Raw genomic sequence first — 15,618 nt, 5'->3', positions numbered from 1 at the left:
GAAAGGCCCTTCCTGCCGTGGTCGACGCCTGTCAGGCGAACAGGAAGTCGCCGGACTGGAGGACATAGGCTCCGTTCAGCATGGCAATGCCGACGGCGCCGTCTCCTCCGGTGCCGTCATGGTCCCAATAGAGCGTGCGGTCGGACGTGTTGAAGTAGAACTGGGCGTCCGTGCCGATCGCGGTCTTGCCGACATGGTAATCCAGCGTGGATGCCGTCATGCCCTGGAAGTCGCTGGACGTGAACGACAGGAAGTCGTCCGCGCCGAAATCGCCGATGAAAACGAAGTTCGATGGGCTCGGTGCGGCAAGGACGAAAGTATCGGCGCCGCCGCCGCCGGCCAGGCCGTCACTGCCGCCGCCGCTGACAATCGTGTTGGCCGCGGCATTGCCTGTTATCTGGTTGTTGCCGGCATCGCCGATACCGGTCACGGCGCCCGCCTGGAGGATCAGGCTCTCGGCTCCCGTTCCGGCGAGCGAATAGGTCTCGGCGGTGGAATAGATGATATCGGTGAAATACGAGGGGTCGTCGCCGGTGTCGTGGACGACGTCGCCGGCGCTGTCGACCTTGTACTTGTCGTTTCCAGCTCCGCCATCCATGGTGTCGTCGCCGGTGCCGCCAGCGAGTATGTCATCGCCGGAGCCGCCGTAGAGCGTGTCATTGCCGGCGCCGCCATCGAGATAGTCGTTGCCGTCGAGACCGGAAAGCGTGTCGCTACCCGCTGCGCCGCCGAGACTATTGTTGCCGCTGTTGCCCGTCATGACGTTGTCGAGCGCGTTGCCGCTTCCGTAGAGATTGCCTTCCGCGACGAAGGCGAGGTTCTCGACATTAGCCCCAAGCGAGTAACTCACCTGCGCAAGGATCGTGTCGGTACCTTGGCCCGCCAGCTCGATCACCCTGTCGGCAGCGGTGTCGACGACGTAGGTGTCGTTGCCGAGGCCACCCGTCATCCGGTCGTGGCCGTATCCTCCGTCCAGATGATCGTTGCCGGCAAGGCCTGTCAGCGTGTCATTGCCGGAGCTTGCGTAGATGGCGTCGTCTGCGGGTGTGCCGACCAGGTTCTTGTCGGGATAGGTGCCGTAGATGCGACTGCCGGGAATCTCCACCGCATGGGCGTCGGTATCGAAGCGGACCTGGAAGATGCCGTCATTATATCCGTTGACGTCGTTGTAATCACTGTCGGACGCCCAGCTGACGACCCAACCGCCGTCATCGAGTGCTGCCACCTGGGGCATATCCTTGTAGGTATGGGTCAGCGTGTTAAGGAGCGTCTCGTCGCCGTTTTTCGTCCCGTCGGCATTAAACGCCTGCTGATAGACGTGATAGAAGGTCTCCGAACTGCCGATCACCGTCCAGGTCACCACCCAGCCGCCATCGGAAAGAGCCGTCACCTTCTGGTTCGAGGCATACATGCCGTCGGTATCGACCTGGGTCTCGACGCCTTGTGGCGTCCCGTTCGCATTGTAGGCCTGCTGCATCATGTGGGCGTCGCCCGAGAGCCAGATCACCACCCAGCCGCCGCCGTCCAATGCGGCGGAGGTATGGTAGCCCTGGTTGCCGTCGGTTGTGGTATTGACGCGTGTCTCGGTGCCGAACCGTGTTCCATCGGCATTGTAGGCCTGCTGATAGATCCCGCCGCTCGAACCGTCCTGGCCATTGGATCCCCAGATGACGACCCAGCCGCCGTCACGTGTCACCACCGTCGGGCTGCCCTGATAGGAATCGGTGTAGGTATTGACGGGGGTTTGCCCGCCGTGCGGCGTGCCGTCGGCATTGTAGATCTGCTGGAATATGCCGGTTTGCGAACCGTCCTGCAGGGTCCCGGTGACGACCCAGCCGCCGTCATCGAGCGCCGCCATCGAACTGGCGTTTGTAAGGGTCTCTCCACCGACCTTGGAGCCGTCGGCGGCGAAGGCCTGCTGATAGGTCCCGCCCTGGCCTACCGACAGCCAGCTGACGACCCAGCCTCCGTCAGAAAGCCCCATGACCGACCGTAGCCCCTGTCCCCCGCCTTCATAGGTGTTGACCTGGGTCTCGTTGCCGCGCGGCGTACCATCAGCGTTGAATGCCTGCTGATAGACCCCAGGCGTGGAGATGCCCTGGTCTCCCCAGGTAATCACCCAACCGCCATCGGCAAGGGCGGCGATGGCCGGCATCTCCTGATTGCCCTCGACGATGGTGTTGACTCGGGTTTCAGGACCGGAGGGGGAGCCTGTGGCGTCGAAGACCTGCTGGTAGACGCCGGTACCGCTGCCATCCTCCAGGGTGGAGGCCCATGTGATCACCCATCCGCCGCCCGGCAGCTGGGTGGTCACAGTACTGTACTGAGAATTGACCGTGAATGTGTTGACCTGAGATTCCGCAAACGGCATTTACCTTCCTCCTCAGACAGATAGTAACCGAATGAATGAATGGGGTGCTGCAGATCCGATCCGTATTGCTACCATACCGTTCTTTTTTGAAGATTACCCGACAGTCCGGATAATTTTCAAAAGAGAACGGCGGCAGCCGGGCGGCGAGCCCATCACCTCGCAACGGCACAGCGGTCTTTTCGGGGTTCTCTTCGGGAAGGCGGTCCGCCCCTAGGCGGGCTGAACGCTCCTCACCACGCCCGTGCGGTCGATGACGCAGGCGAACTTGCGGCCGGAGGCATCGAGGTCAACGCTGAAGCCGCCGGCTTCGACCGGGCGCGAGCCGGTCGGCAGGATTTTCGCCCTGTCGAGACCGGCCTGCTTCGCGGCGGCATCGGCGCAGAGGAGCTGCAGGTCGGCGGGCGCGGTCTCGACCGCCGTGCGCGACATCTGGTCCGGCGGCGGGGCCGACTGGCAGGCCGCCAATGCCGCGAGCGAGCAAAGGAGCAGGGCCGGAAGCGGCCGGCTCTTCAGGAAAATGCGCATGTTGATCCCCCGTTTGAAACACTCACGCTCTGATGCCATCCACCGTCAGACGCCCTTGTAGAGGGCTGCGCCCTGCATCAGGACGATGACCTTGGCGCCGACCTTGATCCGTGAGTGCAGGTCGATGATGTCGTCATTGTTCATGCGAATGCAGCCTGAGGATACGTCGAGGCCGATCGACCAGGATTCCGGCGTTCCGTGGATGCGGTAGATCGTGTCGGCGTCGCCGGCATAGAGATAGAGGGCGCGGGCGCCGAGCGGGTTGTCCGGGCCGCCTGGCTGGCCGGCCGCCCATTTGGCGGCGTTCGGATCGCGGGCCACCATTTCGGCGGGCGGGGTCCAGGTCGGCCATTCGGCTGTGCGCCCGACGCGCACGATGCCGGCCCAGCCGAAGCCTTCGCGCCCGACCCCGATGCCGTAGCGTATCGCCTGGCCGCCGGGCTGCACGAGATAGAGAAAATGCTGGTTGCCGTCGATGATGATCGTGCCCGGCTCCTCCGCCGTGCGGAAGGTCACGACCTGCCGGCGGAAGGCATCCGGAACCTGTTTGTTGCGGGCGAAGTATTTGCGGGCGGTGTTCTTGTCGTAATCGACCCATTGCCGCGTCTTGGGATCGTAGATCTGCGTGCCGGCAGCAAGGGCGACACAGGCGGCGAAACTAAGCGCGAGCGCGGCGAGGGCGGCTTTTTGCAATGTCCGGCTCATGGCTTTGCCCATCCCTGGATGCGGGCGGCATTGTCGGCCACCCATTTTTCCGCATAGGCGGCAGGCGGTGTGCGCTCCACCTGCAGCGCGTAGGTCATCATGGTCACTTCCTGCGGCGTCAGGTCGACCTTTTGCAGGAAGGCGGCGACATCGGCATGTTTCTGACCGAAGGATGCCGACCAGGCGATGTGGAATTCCGATGGCGGCCAGGCGACATCGGCCTTCGAATGCTCGATCCAGAGAGGATCGCTGCCGGGTGCGATCTTCCATTCTGCGGGATCATAGGCCGGTTCCTGCAGCCGTATCACCTTGTGCAGCTCGAAGACGTTGTGCGGCGCGTAGCAGGCAAAGACCATCGGCCGGCCGGTGGCGACGGCGGCATCGACGGCGGCCATGCCGACATCCTCTTCCGCTTCCACCAGCGCCAGGTTCTTGGCGTAGCCGTAGCTCAGGGCGCGTACCCGCTCGATGCTTGCCGAGGTCCAGGTCGGCGCACCAATCCAAAGCTCGCCGCGGCCATCACCATCAGTGTCGAGCAGGGCGCCCTTTTCAGGGTCCGAGAGGTCCTTGACACTCTTGATGCCGGCCTTTTCGGCGTCCTCGGTGGCGCAGAGGCCCTGCCAGGCGGCAACGGCGCGTTTTGCCAGAACTACCGCCTTCTTGTCATCGACATATTTTTCGATCGCCGCATCGAGGTTCGGCCGCCAGACCTCCGGGTGGATGTCGAGCTCGCCGCTCTCGAGACCGGCAAAGGCATTGAGCTCGCCCATCTCGCGCAGGTCGGCCTCAAGGCCAAATGTCTTGCCGATCGCAACCTTGAGAATGTTGGCGGTCGCCTGGCCGGACGGCCAGTTGGGCACGGCGATGACGAGATCGGCTGCCTGGGCGGCGTGCGCCGAGCCGGAAGCGATGAAGATCGATGCCGTCACGGCAAGCATGGCTCTCGCCCGAAAGCGCTGCCGTTGCGGATTTTCCCTCTGACGATGTCTCAAAGAAACCCTCCGTTTCCGCTCCCCAGCAGGCCCGAGTCCTAAGCACATTGTGCACATGCCGGGGAAGTACGTTACGGTAAACTCCGGCGTAAATTCAGGAGTTGAACCGCGAAGCGGGGAGGGTCTCGGGTCGCCGCTGCGCTCTGCACAGACTTTCCTCAGCCACTGCGGCCTCACACGAAAAACCGGACTTGCCCCGAATCCGCGAATAAGGTTTCGTGGCCGCGTTTCAGCAGGACCCCAGCACGCCCATGTTTGTTTTCGCCAAGATTTTCTGGATCGTTTCCCAGCCGGTGACGATCTTCTTCCTCCTGATGGCGCTCAGCGTGCTCCTGATGTTCTTTTCCTTCCGGCGCTCCGCCATCGCGGCCGGGCTCCTGTCGCTGGTCCTCATCTTCGTGAGCTTTTACACCACATCAGGTGCGCTGATCGTGCAGGAGCTGGAGGATCGTTTTCCGCGGCCGGCCGCACCTGCCGATGTCGCCTGCATTGTCCTGCTTGGCGGCGGGATCGCGACAAAGGTCGACGGCGTGCGCGGCGGTTACAACCTGGATGATGCGGCTGACCGCTATATCGAAACGGTGCGGCTGGCCGGTGTCTATCCCGATGCCAAGGTCATCATGTCCGGCGGCGATGGCAGTCTTCTCGGCGGCTACGTCAAGGAAGCGGACGTCATCCGCAGGATGTTCGACGATTTCCATATCGATCCGGCTCGCGTCGAATATGACACCCAGTCGCGCGATACCTATGAGAACGCCATCAATACAAGGGTGATCCTGCAGCGGCTGAACCTCAACCACTGCCTGCTCGTGACATCGGGTTTCCACATGCCACGGGCAGTGGCAATCTTCCGCAATCTCGGCATGGACGTCACACCCTGGTCCGCAGATTACCGCACGACCGGTGAAGAGGGCCTGACGCTGTCCGTCGGCCATCCGATTGACAATGTCGACCTGTTGACGACGGGCATCCGGGAATGGATCGGCATCGTCGCCTATTATTTCGCCGGGCGCGTCTCGACGCTTTATCCGCAGTGAGGGCACGCGGTTTTCGACGGCAAGACTTCCGCCGAATAGCGACCCGGTACGATCGATCAGCGACGAGCTTCCTTGCAGCCGTCTGTGGCGCCGCCACTGTCACCGGCTGGTTATGACTCGGGGTATGAATTCACGGCAAACAGCCGAACGAGAGCAGGATTTCCTTCGCTCTCACTTGGCGGCGCCAAGTAGGTAGCCCCCGTCCCAGTGATAGATCTGCTTGTCGTCGACCGTGACCTTGACGACCGCCTGGAACCCGGCAAGCGTTCCGCTGCCGGCATGGAACGCACAGGTTCCCTGCATCGGGCTGGCGGTGTCGTAGGTGACGCAGTATCCGACCGCCGTGTCTCCGTTTCCGACGGCAATAACAGCCGTGCTGCTGCCGAAAAGGGGACTGCCGGTCACCGGCCCATAGTATAGGATCTTTGTGCCTGCCGGGATCGCCGCGAGGTTCGATTCCGTAATGGTGCAGAAGCTCGGGGTCTCGCCGGTGTACTGGCTGCATTCCTTGGAAATCTTTAGCGGTTGCATAGCCGGCGCAGCGGACGCCACGGACGTTAGTGCCAGGATGGCACTGGCTGACAGGATTAACAGTCTGCTCATTGGCCCACTCCCTATGGTCGAATTAACCTCCCGGATTCTACTCGCTATCTCTTCCCCCAGCAATTCGCCCCTTTGGATCTTCCGGGCGATGGGTTGCGGTCTGCCTCACCGCCGGCCTGCCATGAGTCCGGACCCTGGCGAATTCCGCACTTTTGCTCGCATCGGAACATGGCTATATGTTTGCGCGGGGCAGTATCGGGCGCCAGGGAGCTCTCTTGAGAATATTGATCATCAGCAGGAAGGCGGAGGAGGTTCGGCGGAGCTTCCAGATCCGGCAGATGGCCGCACTTGGCCTTTCCTACGAGTTTCTCGATGCATTCGAGGCGGCGGACCTGTCGGACGAGGATTGCCAGACGGCCGCCAGCAACTGGCCGAGCCCGACGCGGCGGCAGGACATCGCCTGCTTCCACTCCCACCGCAAGGCCTGGCAAACAGTGATCGAGCATGGTGCGAAAACACTCATCCTCGAAGACGATGCGGTGCTGTCAGACGATATCGCGGCCGTTCTTGCCAATATCGAAGCGCGCAACGAGCCATGGAACACCGTCTACGACCTCGAATTCGCCCCGCGGCGTCATATCCTCAACCGCAAGCGCGCGTGGCAGGATGAGGCCGGCGGTTTTGGCGCGACCCGCGTCTATCAGAACCGGGTAGGGCTGGCAGGCTATGTCATCGGCCCCGAGGCGGCAAAGCGCATGCTCTCCGAAACCACCACCTATTCGCTGATCGACGCGCATTTCTGGCACTGCTCCTGGCTCGCCGCCTACCAGATCGAGCCGGCGCCGGTCATCCAGCAACGGTTTCTGGAAACCGAGGCCGAAAGCGCCGATTTCGTGCGCCCGGAAAAGGACCTGGTCTTCCTGCCGCTCAGCAAGATACGCAGGTTCGCGCGCCGGATGGAACTCGAAGGCATCAAGGCGAGAAACCTCATTGCCGGCCTGTTGTGGGGGAAGAAGCGGGATGTTCTCGTCGATCGCTCACGGTTCAACGAGGCCGTGGTGAAATCGGCCCAGCTGGGGCTGCTGCTGGTGCCGGTGGTCGGGTAGGAGCTGATTGAACCAGTGGCGCAAATGTCCGGCGTTTTGATCGGGGCTTGCCCCGTCAATGCGGCGAGGCATCCTCCGCCAGCGTGTTGATGATCACATTCGTGGCGACGAAAGTGAAGAAGTCGTCATGTTCTTTGTCGAATGTGGGACCCGCCATATCGAGGCAGAAAACACCTTCCCCGAGAGAGGGGCAAAGGCAATAGCGCCAAGAGGCGCCGGCGTCGGCCACTGCCACCGCATCGGCGGGAATGGGATCGCTTTTACGTGGGCCGAAGAGCGAAGCATAGGCAGGGGAGTTGTAAAGCTGATAGGATGTATGCTGCTTGACTGACGATGCGGGGTCGGGCTGGTAGACATACATGCCTCTTGCCGTTTCGCCGGTTCCGACTGCACGCAGGAACTCGAGATATTGTTGGGAAATGCCGGGGTGGCGTGCGGCGATTTCCGTGACAACGCTGTCGGGGACGGGATTCAGGGTAGAGAGTTGCTGTTCGGAGTCGAAGTGCAGAAGTTGCGCGAGATCTTTAATCATTGGATTCCAACAGTTTGTGCACGGCTTCGGCAGCGCGCGGGCTCTGCGGAATAGTGCATAAGTTACGGGATTCTTCCAGCCCGACAGATGCGCGTCGTTCGCGAGCCGGGCATTGTTTCGCCTGCGACTACCCGAGCGCCACCGTTGACACTTCTCCACATATCCCGTATCTCCCGGCCCATGCCAGTCCTCTGGCCGTAAGCGTTTGACGTCAAGCAACGCACTTATCGATCCTCGCCGGTCGGAGTGCGTTTTTTTGTGCCCGTCGACGAGGGAACAGCCAGGAGGTTTTCATGGCTTTCCGTCTTACCAGTGATCGCGAGCAGGCCAGGCTTTACCTGCTGACCGCGATCCTTTTCATCTCCTATCTCTGCGTCGCGATCGCGCTTCCCGTGGTGCCGGTCTTCGTGACGGGTGCGCTCGGCCTGAGCAATGGCTGGGCGGGTCTCGGCGTCGGCATTGCCTTTCTCGCCACCATCCTTACCCGCGGTTATGCCGGCGGGCTGGCGGATAGCAGGGGCACCAAGGTCGCCGTGCAGCGCGGGCTCGCCTTCTATGTCGCGGGTGCGCTGATCTCGCTTGCCGCGGGGCTGTCGCTGCAGAACCCGGTTACGGCCTTCGCCATTCTCGTTGCCGGGCGGCTGTTGATCGGGCTTGGCGAAAGCCTTGTCGCCGTCGGCGTCATTGCCTGGGGCATCGGGCTTGTCGGGCCGCAGCGCTCCGGCCGGGTGCTGGCGCTCATTGGCGCGGCGATCTATGGCGCACTCGGGCTTGGCGGGCCGCTCGGCCTGCTGCTCCTCGATAATCTCGGCTTTGCCGGGACGATGGCCGTCGGCGCCGCGCTGCCCCTGCTGGGGCTTGCGGCAATCCGCAGCGTGCCGGCCGTCGCCGCCCATCCGGACAGGGAGCGGCCGCCGCTTGCCGCCGTCATCGGCCGCATCTGGCTGCATGGGCTGATCGTCTGCCTGCAGGGCATGGGCTTTGCGGCGATCGGGTCCTTCTTCACCCTCTATTTCCGCGATCTCGGCTGGGATCATGCCGGCCTCGGACTGACTGCCTTCGGCTGCGGCTTCGTGCTGGTGCGCCTCGTCTTCGGCCACCTGCCGGATCGTTACGGCGGGCTTGCGGTGGCCGTGGTTTCGCTTGCGGTCGAGGCGATGGGGCAGTTGCTGATCTGGACGGCGGCCGATCCCACTGTGGCGCTCATCGGCGCCTTCATGACCGGCCTCGGTTGCTCGATGATCTTTCCCGCCATGGGGCGAGAGGTCGTGCATCTCGTGGCCCCGCATCTGCGCGGCACGGCGCTCGGCGGCTTCTCGGCCTTTCAGGATCTCGCCTACGGACTGACCGGGCCGCTCGCCGGCGTGCTGGCGGACCGGGCTGGTTATGGCAGCGTGTTTCTGGTCGGCGGAATGACGGCAATCTGCGGGTTTGTCGTCGCTGTGGTGTTGCGGAGAAGCAAGGCGGTCACTGCAGGGTGACGTGGCGGCCTCTCCGTTGATGGAGGCGAGGATGTTTCCTCGCCTCCATCATCTCTCGCCTGTTACGGCTGTTCTTTCCCTGCCGCGCTTTCCGAAACCGTGAGGCTGCCGGCGATCCTTCGCGCTATGCCATCAAGAAAGAGGTCGATACCGGTCAGGAAGTCGGCGCGGTCGTCATGGTCAGGCACTTTCGGGGCGATGCTCTGCACGAAGGGGAAATCCTTGGGATCGAGGGCCGATAGTCTCAGCGCGATCTCGCCGAGGAATGCGTCGCGCTCGAGATGCTGCATTCGCGCCATCTCGGCATTGGCCGCGTTCTGGCCCCCCACGCCGAGCACATAGTTCAGAAGTGCGGCCACAACCGTCCATTCATCGTCATGCGGCACGCCCATCGCCCGAACCTGCCGGCCGAGATGCTCGAGGATGCGGATTGTCGGCATCGATCCTGGTGCCTGCGCCAAGGCCGAGCCGAGCCACGGCCGCTCGTCCAGCGCGTCGAACAGGTCGAGGGCGAGGGCGCGGATCTTATCTGCGGGAGATCCGCCGGCCGAACGCGCGGCGATCACGTTGATAACGATCGCGTCGGAGGCCGCCACGAGGAGGTCGCTCTTGTTTTCGACATGCCAGTAGATCGCGCCGGCGCCTGTCTTCAGTCTTTTCGCAAGGGCCTGGAAGGTCAGCCCCTTTTCCCCACCCTCGTCGAGGATGGCGATGGACGCATCGACGACGCGTTCCCTCGTCAGTGAATCCTGTCTTCGCTTTCCATCGGGTTTTCTCATGCCTCACCTTGACATGGATGGAACGACATTCCAACTATGGAATGACATTCCATTTTAAATAATTCCGGAGAACTGACATGCATATTCCGATTGCCATCATCGGTGCCGGCCTCGGCGGCCTCGTCCTTGCGCGGGTCCTTCACATCAACGGCATCCGCGCTGCGGTCTATGAAGGCGATGCCTCTCCCGAGGCGAGATCGCAGGGCGGCATGCTCGACATCCACGATTTCAACGGCCAGCTCGGCCTGAAGGATGCAGGCCTTTACGAACAGTTCCTCGACCTTATCCATCCCGGCGGACAGCAATCCCGCTTCTTCGACAAGGACGGGACGCTCCTCATGGACAATCCCGATGACGGGAAGGGCGGGCGTCCCGAAGTGCAGCGAGGCGAACTGAGGCGCATTCTCCTGGAGTCTCTGCCGGAGGATGCGGTGCACTGGGGCCACAAGCTCTCGTCGGCGCGATCCCTTGGGGATGGACGGCACGAACTCATATTCGCTGACGGGCAGCTTGCGACGACCGATCTGCTGATCGGCGCCGATGGCGCCTGGTCGAAAGTGCGGCCGCTCCTGACGGATGCGACGCCGACCTATAGCGGGCTGGTTTTCTTCGAGACATGGCTCAACGATGCCGATGTCCGTCACTCCGACAGCGCGCAGGCTGTTGGCGGCGGCTCCATGTTCGCGCTCGCGCCCGGCAAGGGCATCATGGCGCATCGCGAGCCGGACGGGGTTCTTCACGCCTATATCGCCCTGCGAAGGCCGAAGGCGTGGGTCGAGAGCATCGACGTCTCCGAGCGGGCAGCTGCCGCAAGCCGCATTGCCGCGGAATTCAACGGCTGGGCTCCATCGCTGACGGCGCTGATCACCGGATGCGACGTGGGGCCGGTGCCACGTATCATCCACACGCTGCCGGAGACGCATCGATGGAGCCGGGTTCCCGGCGTGACCCTTCTCGGCGATGCCGCGCATCTGATGGTGCCGTCAGGAGAAGGCGCCAATCTCGCGATCTATGACGGCGCCGAACTCGGCAAGTCCATCGCGGCATCGTCTGGCGATATCGAGGCAGCACTGCTTGCATATGAAAGGGAGCTCTTCGCGCGCAGTACGACAGCGGCAGTGGAGGCTTCCAAGCTCACCATGCTTCTGTTCGGCGAAACGGCCCCCTACGGGCTGGTCGAGGCTTTCGAGCAGCAGCTTCTCGGAATCCCGAATTCCTGAGATCGACGTCCGGGCAGGTTGCCTGAGCGAAGGAGAAACGCCATCGCGGTGTAGGCCATCAATCTTGTCCTGCCGCTGCGATGACCCATCTCCCTGATGGCGACATCGGGGGACACTTCCATGCCAACACAGATCCTCTTCATCCAGGGTGCGGGCGAAACCACGCATGACCAGTGGGACAACAAGCTCGTCGACAGCCTGGCGCGTGAACTCGGCGATGCCTACGCCATCCGCTATCCCCGCATGCCCGATGAGGGCGATCCGCATTACAAGGCCTGGAAAGCTGCTATCGTCGCCGAGTTCCAAACCCTTGAGGATGGCGCCATCCTGATCGGCCATTCCTTCGGCGGCACTGTGCTTCTGCATACGCTTGCCGAGGACTGGCCGACATTCGAGCCGGGTGCGGTCATCCTCATTGCGCCGCCCTTCATGGGCGCGGGCGGGTGGGAGAGCGATGAGATTGTCGGGTGCGACGACTTTTCCGAAAGCCTGCCGGAGGGCCTGCCCGTGCTCATCTATCACGGCAGCGAAGACGATACCGTGCCCTTTGCCCATATCGAGCTCTACGCCAGGGCGATCCCGGATGCGGTCGTCTGCGCGCTGCCGGGGCGCGATCATCAGCTCGACAGCGATCTCGCCGACGTCGCCAAGGATATAGTCTCGCTGGACGCATAGGCGGCCGCCCCATTCCATCCGACAACCATTGCCATCGCATCCTCCTGCTTCGCTGAAATCAAAGCCGATGCAGGAGCTGGCGCATGTTGTCTGAGCATTCCGGAACAAGAGATAAGGCGCCGGGGCAGGCCGGTCGCCGCCCTCATGCCATCGGCATGATCCAGCCGCTGGCCGGCCTCTTTCTTGCCGCCGGCTTCGTGGTCCTGCTCGCCGGCCGCCATGAGCGGCAGCTCATCCGTGCGGAGCGCATCCAGCAGGAGGTCGTTGTTCGATGAACCCCTTCAGCCTGCGCTTCGATTTCGACGAACTCGTCATTCCCATTCTCGGCCGCAACGATAACGGCCTGCTGCTCTATGGCTCTGCCGAGCTTGCGGGCGATCATGAGGGCTTCAGCGTTGAGATGATCCATCTTGCCGAGGGCACGGTACTTCGCCCGACCGGCAATGCCGAATCCGGCAGGCCCGCGCCCTTTGCCGACGAACTCTTCCGGCGCATCGCCGCCGTTATCGGCAATGACAAGACGGTGCTCGGCCGGCACGCGGCAATGGAATGGGCCGAGCTCGTGGAACGCCACAGCGAGGCGGCCTGAGCGCCGCGTGCCGGTGCGAAACATCACCCTGTCTTTGTTTGCTATCGAGCGTCCCGAGCTTCCGAAAAAGTCTCGCTGATATGGATCGTGATCGAAGATAGGAATAATTTCCTTGATTGTTGTCCGCATTGGCGGATACAACCTTATGACGGCAGCGATATCCAGAGAGGGAGTTTTGCATGCAGGCCTGCCCGCTCCAACGGAGCGACGATACGGAGCTCGTCTTGCTCCGCAGCGAGCTGCACGAAGCGGCAATGTTTGCGGAACTGCGGCTGAAAGCGATGCCCGACTATGCCGATACCGTGGAGGAAGCGGCTGCCATCGAGGCGATCCTGCAGCGGGGTGAGGTGATCGCCGACCAGATGCTGTCTCTGCAGGCGGCGACATCGGATGGGGTCGAGGCCCGGCTGCGTGCGACGCTCTGGAAACGTGGCGAATATATCGGGACCTATCTGGGTGAAGAATGAATGAGGCTACTCGACCTTCCTGCCCTTGGAGACCGTCCAGGAATCTGCGTGGTTCTCAACGAGGAAGCCAATACGCTTGCTGTCGCCTATGACCGCGTGACACTGCCATCCCTCGCGCTTGTCTTCGGCCTCCAGAAGGCGGACATCCGTGATCACGTCGGAGCAGAATTTGTCGCCTTCGATCCTCCAGTGTCCGTTCGCTCTCTTGCTGCCTTTCTGGTAGATCGCCGTGCCGTCCGGATTGAAGTACTGAACCTCATTCTCGTTGCTGATCGAATTTCCCTCCAGCGCCGCCTTGATCTCCACGCTCGTCATCGTTTGCGCTAGAGCCATTCCGGCCGGCAGGACGGCCACGGCGGCAGCGAGCATCGTTGATGCCTTGAACCAGGTCATCTTATCTCTCCTCTCCGTTCATCCTCTTCCCGGAATGATGCGCCTGATGCCACGCGATCACAACCAGCATCGATGCTGCTTGCGGCTAATCGCTTTTATCGGTCGGCCGGCCGAGGCTCGTCAGATTGCCCGCTTCACGATGCAGGATGCGCCTGTCGGGGAGGGCACGGGGCCGGTGTCGCCCACTGCAAACTGCGTCGCCACAGCACCGGAACTATGCCCATATCTTCGGTTCAATCTGTCGCCCATCTTTCAGTTGGACAGGGCGGGGTCTTCTGCCGCACCCACCCTAAATCGCCGGCAGCATCCCGCCATCCACCCTGAGATTCACCCCGGTAATATAGCCGGCGCGCGGGCTGACGAGGAAGGAGACCGCGTCGGCGATCTCCTCCAGCGTGCCCACGCGACCCATCGGCACTTCGGCGAAGAGCGGCAGCGCGACCTGCTCGATCGTCTCCCATGCGGCATCGGCAGCCACGCCGCGCTCGGCGGCCACCTCGCGGAAGCGGGCGTCCAGGCGGGCGCTGCGGATCGTGCCCGGCGAGATCGTGTTGACGGTCACGCCTTCGGTCGCCACTGCCTTGGCCATGGAAGAGGTCATGGCGGTCATGGCAGCCTTGCAGGCGGAATAATCCGGCCTGCCGGCCGGCGGCATCAGGCCGGCGAGGCTGGAAATGTTGATGACGCGGCCGAAGCCTGCCTTGCGCATCTCGGGCAGCAGCCTTGTGGTGACCACTCACGGCTGCCAGGACATTGCGGTCATAGGCTTCGGCCCAGGAGGCGGGACGGCTTGCCGCCCAATCCTCCGGCTGGCCCGAACCGCCGGCATTGTTGACGAGGATGTCGATGTGGCCGGCAAGCGCCCGTGCCTCGGCGATTAGTCCCTCCACCTCGTCGTCGATGGTAAGGTCCCCGGTGACCGCATGGGCGCGCCCGCCTTCGGCAATGATCTCGCGCGCCACACGCTCCGTCTCGCCCCTGTCGCGGCCGTGGACGATCACGGTGGCCTTCTCGCGGGCGAGCCCTCGCGCGATCGCTTCGCCTATGCCCTTGCTGCTGCCGGTAACAAGCGCTGTCCTGCCGTCGAGTTTCAAATCCATGGCCGTGTTCCTATCTTGGAGTGGATGCAACACAGAAGAACAGGATGATGCTCGACACAATTACGCACTTAAAAGTGCCCATGGACCAGGAAGAGCGCTCCGCCTGCCTCGGGCCTGACGGCTCGGTTGCGCATGTGGCGCGGGTCATGAAGATGATCAGCGGACGCTGGAAACTGCCGATCCTGTTCCGGCTCTTTGACGAGCCTTCGATACGCACCTTGCAGCTGAAGCGGGACATGCCGGGTATTTCTCAGAAGATGCTGACACAGCACTTGCGGGAGATGGAAGAGGACGGGCTGATCGAGCGGCGCGATTTCGGCGAGCAGCCGCCACGCGTGGAATACCGGCTGTCTCAGGCGGGCAGGGCGCTGATGCCGGTCTTGATGGCGGCGCGGGAGTTTTCGCGGGATTATTCTGCTGCAGGGTAGCGGATCGCATTCAGATCACGCGGCTTCGTGCGGGTGGTTGAAGACCCCGCCCCAACCCCTCCCCACAAGGGGGAGGGGCTTACCTTGCCGCACCCGCTTTCCACATGTCAGACGTTTTGGAAGGAGCGAGGTGGCGCCTCGGGTTAGTCCCTCCCCCTTGTGGGGAGGGGTTGGGGAGGGGTCTTTGGAATCCGAACCTTGAACCCGCAAACAAAAACGGCGCCCCTTGCGGAGCGCCGTCGCCTGCCGAAGCAGAAAGACCTGAATCAGATCAGAAGGCCTGGATGTTGACAGCCTTCGGGCCCTTGCCCATGCGATCCGGCTCGGTGTCGAAGGAAACCTGCTGGCCTTCGCGGAGCGACTGGATGCCAGAAGCCTGGAGAGCGGAGATGTGGACGAAAACGTCCTTCGCGCCGCCTTCCGGCGTGATGAAACCAAAACCCTTGTCCTGGTTGAAGAATTTTACGGTGCCCTTGGTGGCCATGGGGGATAGTCCTTTTCCCATTGGTAGTTAGTTTATCCGCACCCCCGGCGGTGGGGAGGCGGACGGCTTTAGCTTTCGCGTTTCGGCCTGGAAGCCGGACGCGAAGGGTCAGTCGAGACGTCACGTACGGGGAAAGAACATCTACGCACATGGGTGTCACCCATGCCGCCCAACCGGAATTGGCGCTCCAG

19 protein-coding genes and 2 pseudogenes are annotated in these 15,618 nt (G+C 62.7%); 10 read left to right on the top strand and 11 right to left on the bottom strand.

Going from position 1 to position 15,618, the window contains the following annotated elements; all coding sequences use genetic code 11:
- Positions 1 to 31: 31 nt before the first annotated feature.
- The 4 genes from AC1DF8_RS24725 to AC1DF8_RS24710 all read right to left on the bottom strand — a co-directional run bounded on the left by AC1DF8_RS24725 (position 32) and on the right by AC1DF8_RS24710 (position 4,539).
- Positions 32 to 2,371 carry a calcium-binding protein gene (locus AC1DF8_RS24725; RefSeq protein ID WP_478155404.1) on the bottom strand — a complete coding sequence of 780 codons (2,340 nt, stop codon included), beginning with the start codon at positions 2,369 to 2,371 and terminating at the stop codon, positions 32 to 34.
- A 210-nt stretch (positions 2,372 to 2,581) separates the two neighbouring features.
- Positions 2,582 to 2,896 (bottom strand): hypothetical protein, encoded by a 315-nt coding sequence (locus AC1DF8_RS24720; protein ID WP_478155403.1) that lies wholly within the window; start codon positions 2,894 to 2,896, stop codon positions 2,582 to 2,584.
- A 45-nt stretch (positions 2,897 to 2,941) separates the two neighbouring features.
- On the bottom strand, positions 2,942 to 3,601 hold the full coding sequence (locus AC1DF8_RS24715) for a L,D-transpeptidase (protein WP_478155402.1): 660 nt from the start codon (positions 3,599 to 3,601) through the stop codon (positions 2,942 to 2,944).
- Positions 3,598 to 4,539, bottom strand: coding sequence for an ABC transporter substrate-binding protein (locus AC1DF8_RS24710; protein ID WP_478155401.1), 942 nt, complete (start codon positions 4,537 to 4,539; stop codon positions 3,598 to 3,600). Before AC1DF8_RS24710 ends, AC1DF8_RS24715 begins: the two co-directional genes overlap by 4 nt.
- 305 nt (positions 4,540 to 4,844) lie before the next feature.
- Between AC1DF8_RS24710 and AC1DF8_RS24705 the strand changes: the two genes are divergently transcribed.
- Both AC1DF8_RS24705 and AC1DF8_RS24700 read left to right on the top strand, forming a co-directional pair.
- A complete protein-coding gene (locus AC1DF8_RS24705; RefSeq protein ID WP_478155400.1) occupies positions 4,845 to 5,630 on the top strand; it encodes a YdcF family protein in 786 nt (261 codons plus the stop codon).
- A 14-nt stretch (positions 5,631 to 5,644) separates the two neighbouring features.
- Positions 5,645 to 5,746, top strand: a pseudogene (locus AC1DF8_RS24700) (IS5/IS1182 family transposase); the annotation flags it as partial.
- A gap of 55 nt (positions 5,747 to 5,801) precedes the next feature.
- On the opposite strand, the gene AC1DF8_RS24695 reads toward AC1DF8_RS24700, so the two are convergent.
- A complete protein-coding gene (locus AC1DF8_RS24695) occupies positions 5,802 to 6,233 on the bottom strand; it encodes a hypothetical protein (protein WP_112546706.1) in 432 nt (143 codons plus the stop codon).
- A 215-nt stretch (positions 6,234 to 6,448) separates the two neighbouring features.
- Between AC1DF8_RS24695 and AC1DF8_RS24690 the strand changes: the two genes are divergently transcribed.
- Positions 6,449 to 7,279, top strand: a complete 831-nt coding sequence (locus AC1DF8_RS24690; protein WP_478155399.1) for a glycosyltransferase family 25 protein — start codon at positions 6,449 to 6,451, stop codon at positions 7,277 to 7,279.
- 55 nt (positions 7,280 to 7,334) lie between these two features.
- Here the strand turns inward: AC1DF8_RS24690 and AC1DF8_RS24685 are convergent, their stop codons facing one another.
- On the bottom strand, positions 7,335 to 7,811 hold the full coding sequence (locus tag AC1DF8_RS24685; RefSeq protein WP_112971972.1) for a hypothetical protein: 477 nt from the start codon (positions 7,809 to 7,811) through the stop codon (positions 7,335 to 7,337).
- Positions 7,812 to 8,104: 293 nt separating this feature from the next.
- Between AC1DF8_RS24685 and AC1DF8_RS24680 the strand changes: the two genes are divergently transcribed.
- Entirely contained in the window at positions 8,105 to 9,292 is a 1,188-nt protein-coding gene (locus tag AC1DF8_RS24680; protein WP_478155398.1) for an arabinose transporter, read from the top strand.
- Positions 9,293 to 9,354: 62 nt separating this feature from the next.
- Here the strand turns inward: AC1DF8_RS24680 and AC1DF8_RS24675 are convergent, their stop codons facing one another.
- Entirely contained in the window at positions 9,355 to 10,071 is a 717-nt protein-coding gene (locus AC1DF8_RS24675) for a TetR/AcrR family transcriptional regulator (protein WP_478155397.1), read from the bottom strand.
- Positions 10,072 to 10,148: 77 nt separating this feature from the next.
- On the opposite strand from AC1DF8_RS24675, the gene AC1DF8_RS24670 reads away from it, so the two are divergent.
- The 5 genes from AC1DF8_RS24670 (at position 10,149) to AC1DF8_RS24650 (ending at position 13,022) form a co-directional block, all read left to right on the top strand.
- The gene (locus AC1DF8_RS24670; protein WP_478155396.1) at positions 10,149 to 11,291 is read left to right on the top strand and encodes an FAD-dependent oxidoreductase; all 1,143 of its coding nucleotides are present in this window, start codon (positions 10,149 to 10,151) and stop codon (positions 11,289 to 11,291) included.
- 120 nt (positions 11,292 to 11,411) lie between these two features.
- Positions 11,412 to 11,966, top strand: a complete 555-nt coding sequence (locus tag AC1DF8_RS24665; RefSeq protein ID WP_478155395.1) for an alpha/beta fold hydrolase — start codon at positions 11,412 to 11,414, stop codon at positions 11,964 to 11,966.
- A gap of 83 nt (positions 11,967 to 12,049) precedes the next feature.
- A complete protein-coding gene (locus AC1DF8_RS24660) occupies positions 12,050 to 12,241 on the top strand; it encodes a hypothetical protein (protein ID WP_113015980.1) in 192 nt (63 codons plus the stop codon).
- Positions 12,238 to 12,555, top strand: a complete 318-nt coding sequence (locus AC1DF8_RS24655; protein ID WP_113015979.1) for a hypothetical protein — start codon at positions 12,238 to 12,240, stop codon at positions 12,553 to 12,555. The genes AC1DF8_RS24660 and AC1DF8_RS24655 overlap by 4 nt, the downstream gene beginning before the upstream one ends.
- Positions 12,556 to 12,734: 179 nt before the next feature.
- On the top strand, positions 12,735 to 13,022 hold the full coding sequence (locus AC1DF8_RS24650) for a hypothetical protein (protein WP_183878674.1): 288 nt from the start codon (positions 12,735 to 12,737) through the stop codon (positions 13,020 to 13,022).
- A gap of 6 nt (positions 13,023 to 13,028) precedes the next feature.
- On the opposite strand, the gene AC1DF8_RS24645 is transcribed toward AC1DF8_RS24650, so the two are convergent.
- From AC1DF8_RS24645 to AC1DF8_RS24635, 3 genes and pseudogenes are all read right to left on the bottom strand, one after another.
- A complete protein-coding gene (locus AC1DF8_RS24645; RefSeq protein WP_113015978.1) occupies positions 13,029 to 13,415 on the bottom strand; it encodes a hypothetical protein in 387 nt (128 codons plus the stop codon).
- Positions 13,416 to 13,704: 289 nt separating this feature from the next.
- Positions 13,705 to 14,151 (bottom strand): SDR family NAD(P)-dependent oxidoreductase, encoded by a 447-nt coding sequence (locus AC1DF8_RS24640; RefSeq protein ID WP_478155394.1) that lies wholly within the window; start codon positions 14,149 to 14,151, stop codon positions 13,705 to 13,707.
- Positions 14,152 to 14,203: 52 nt separating this feature from the next.
- A pseudogene (locus AC1DF8_RS24635) lies at positions 14,204 to 14,515 on the bottom strand (SDR family NAD(P)-dependent oxidoreductase); the annotation flags it as partial.
- Positions 14,516 to 14,562: 47 nt separating this feature from the next.
- Between AC1DF8_RS24635 and AC1DF8_RS24630 the strand changes: the two are divergent.
- Positions 14,563 to 14,943, top strand: coding sequence for a winged helix-turn-helix transcriptional regulator (locus AC1DF8_RS24630; RefSeq protein ID WP_478155506.1), 381 nt, complete (start codon positions 14,563 to 14,565; stop codon positions 14,941 to 14,943).
- A gap of 271 nt (positions 14,944 to 15,214) precedes the next feature.
- Here AC1DF8_RS24630 and AC1DF8_RS24625 read toward each other — a convergent pair whose 3' ends face one another.
- Complete coding sequence (locus tag AC1DF8_RS24625) at positions 15,215 to 15,427, bottom strand: cold-shock protein (protein WP_007818490.1); 213 nt, start codon at positions 15,425 to 15,427, stop codon at positions 15,215 to 15,217.
- Positions 15,428 to 15,618 lie beyond the last annotated feature (191 nt).

It is taken from the genome of Rhizobium sp. 05N49, assembly GCF_056396805.1.
The sequence above is the reverse complement of the archived record's forward strand: the minus strand, read 5'-3'. Positions and strand labels throughout refer to the sequence as shown.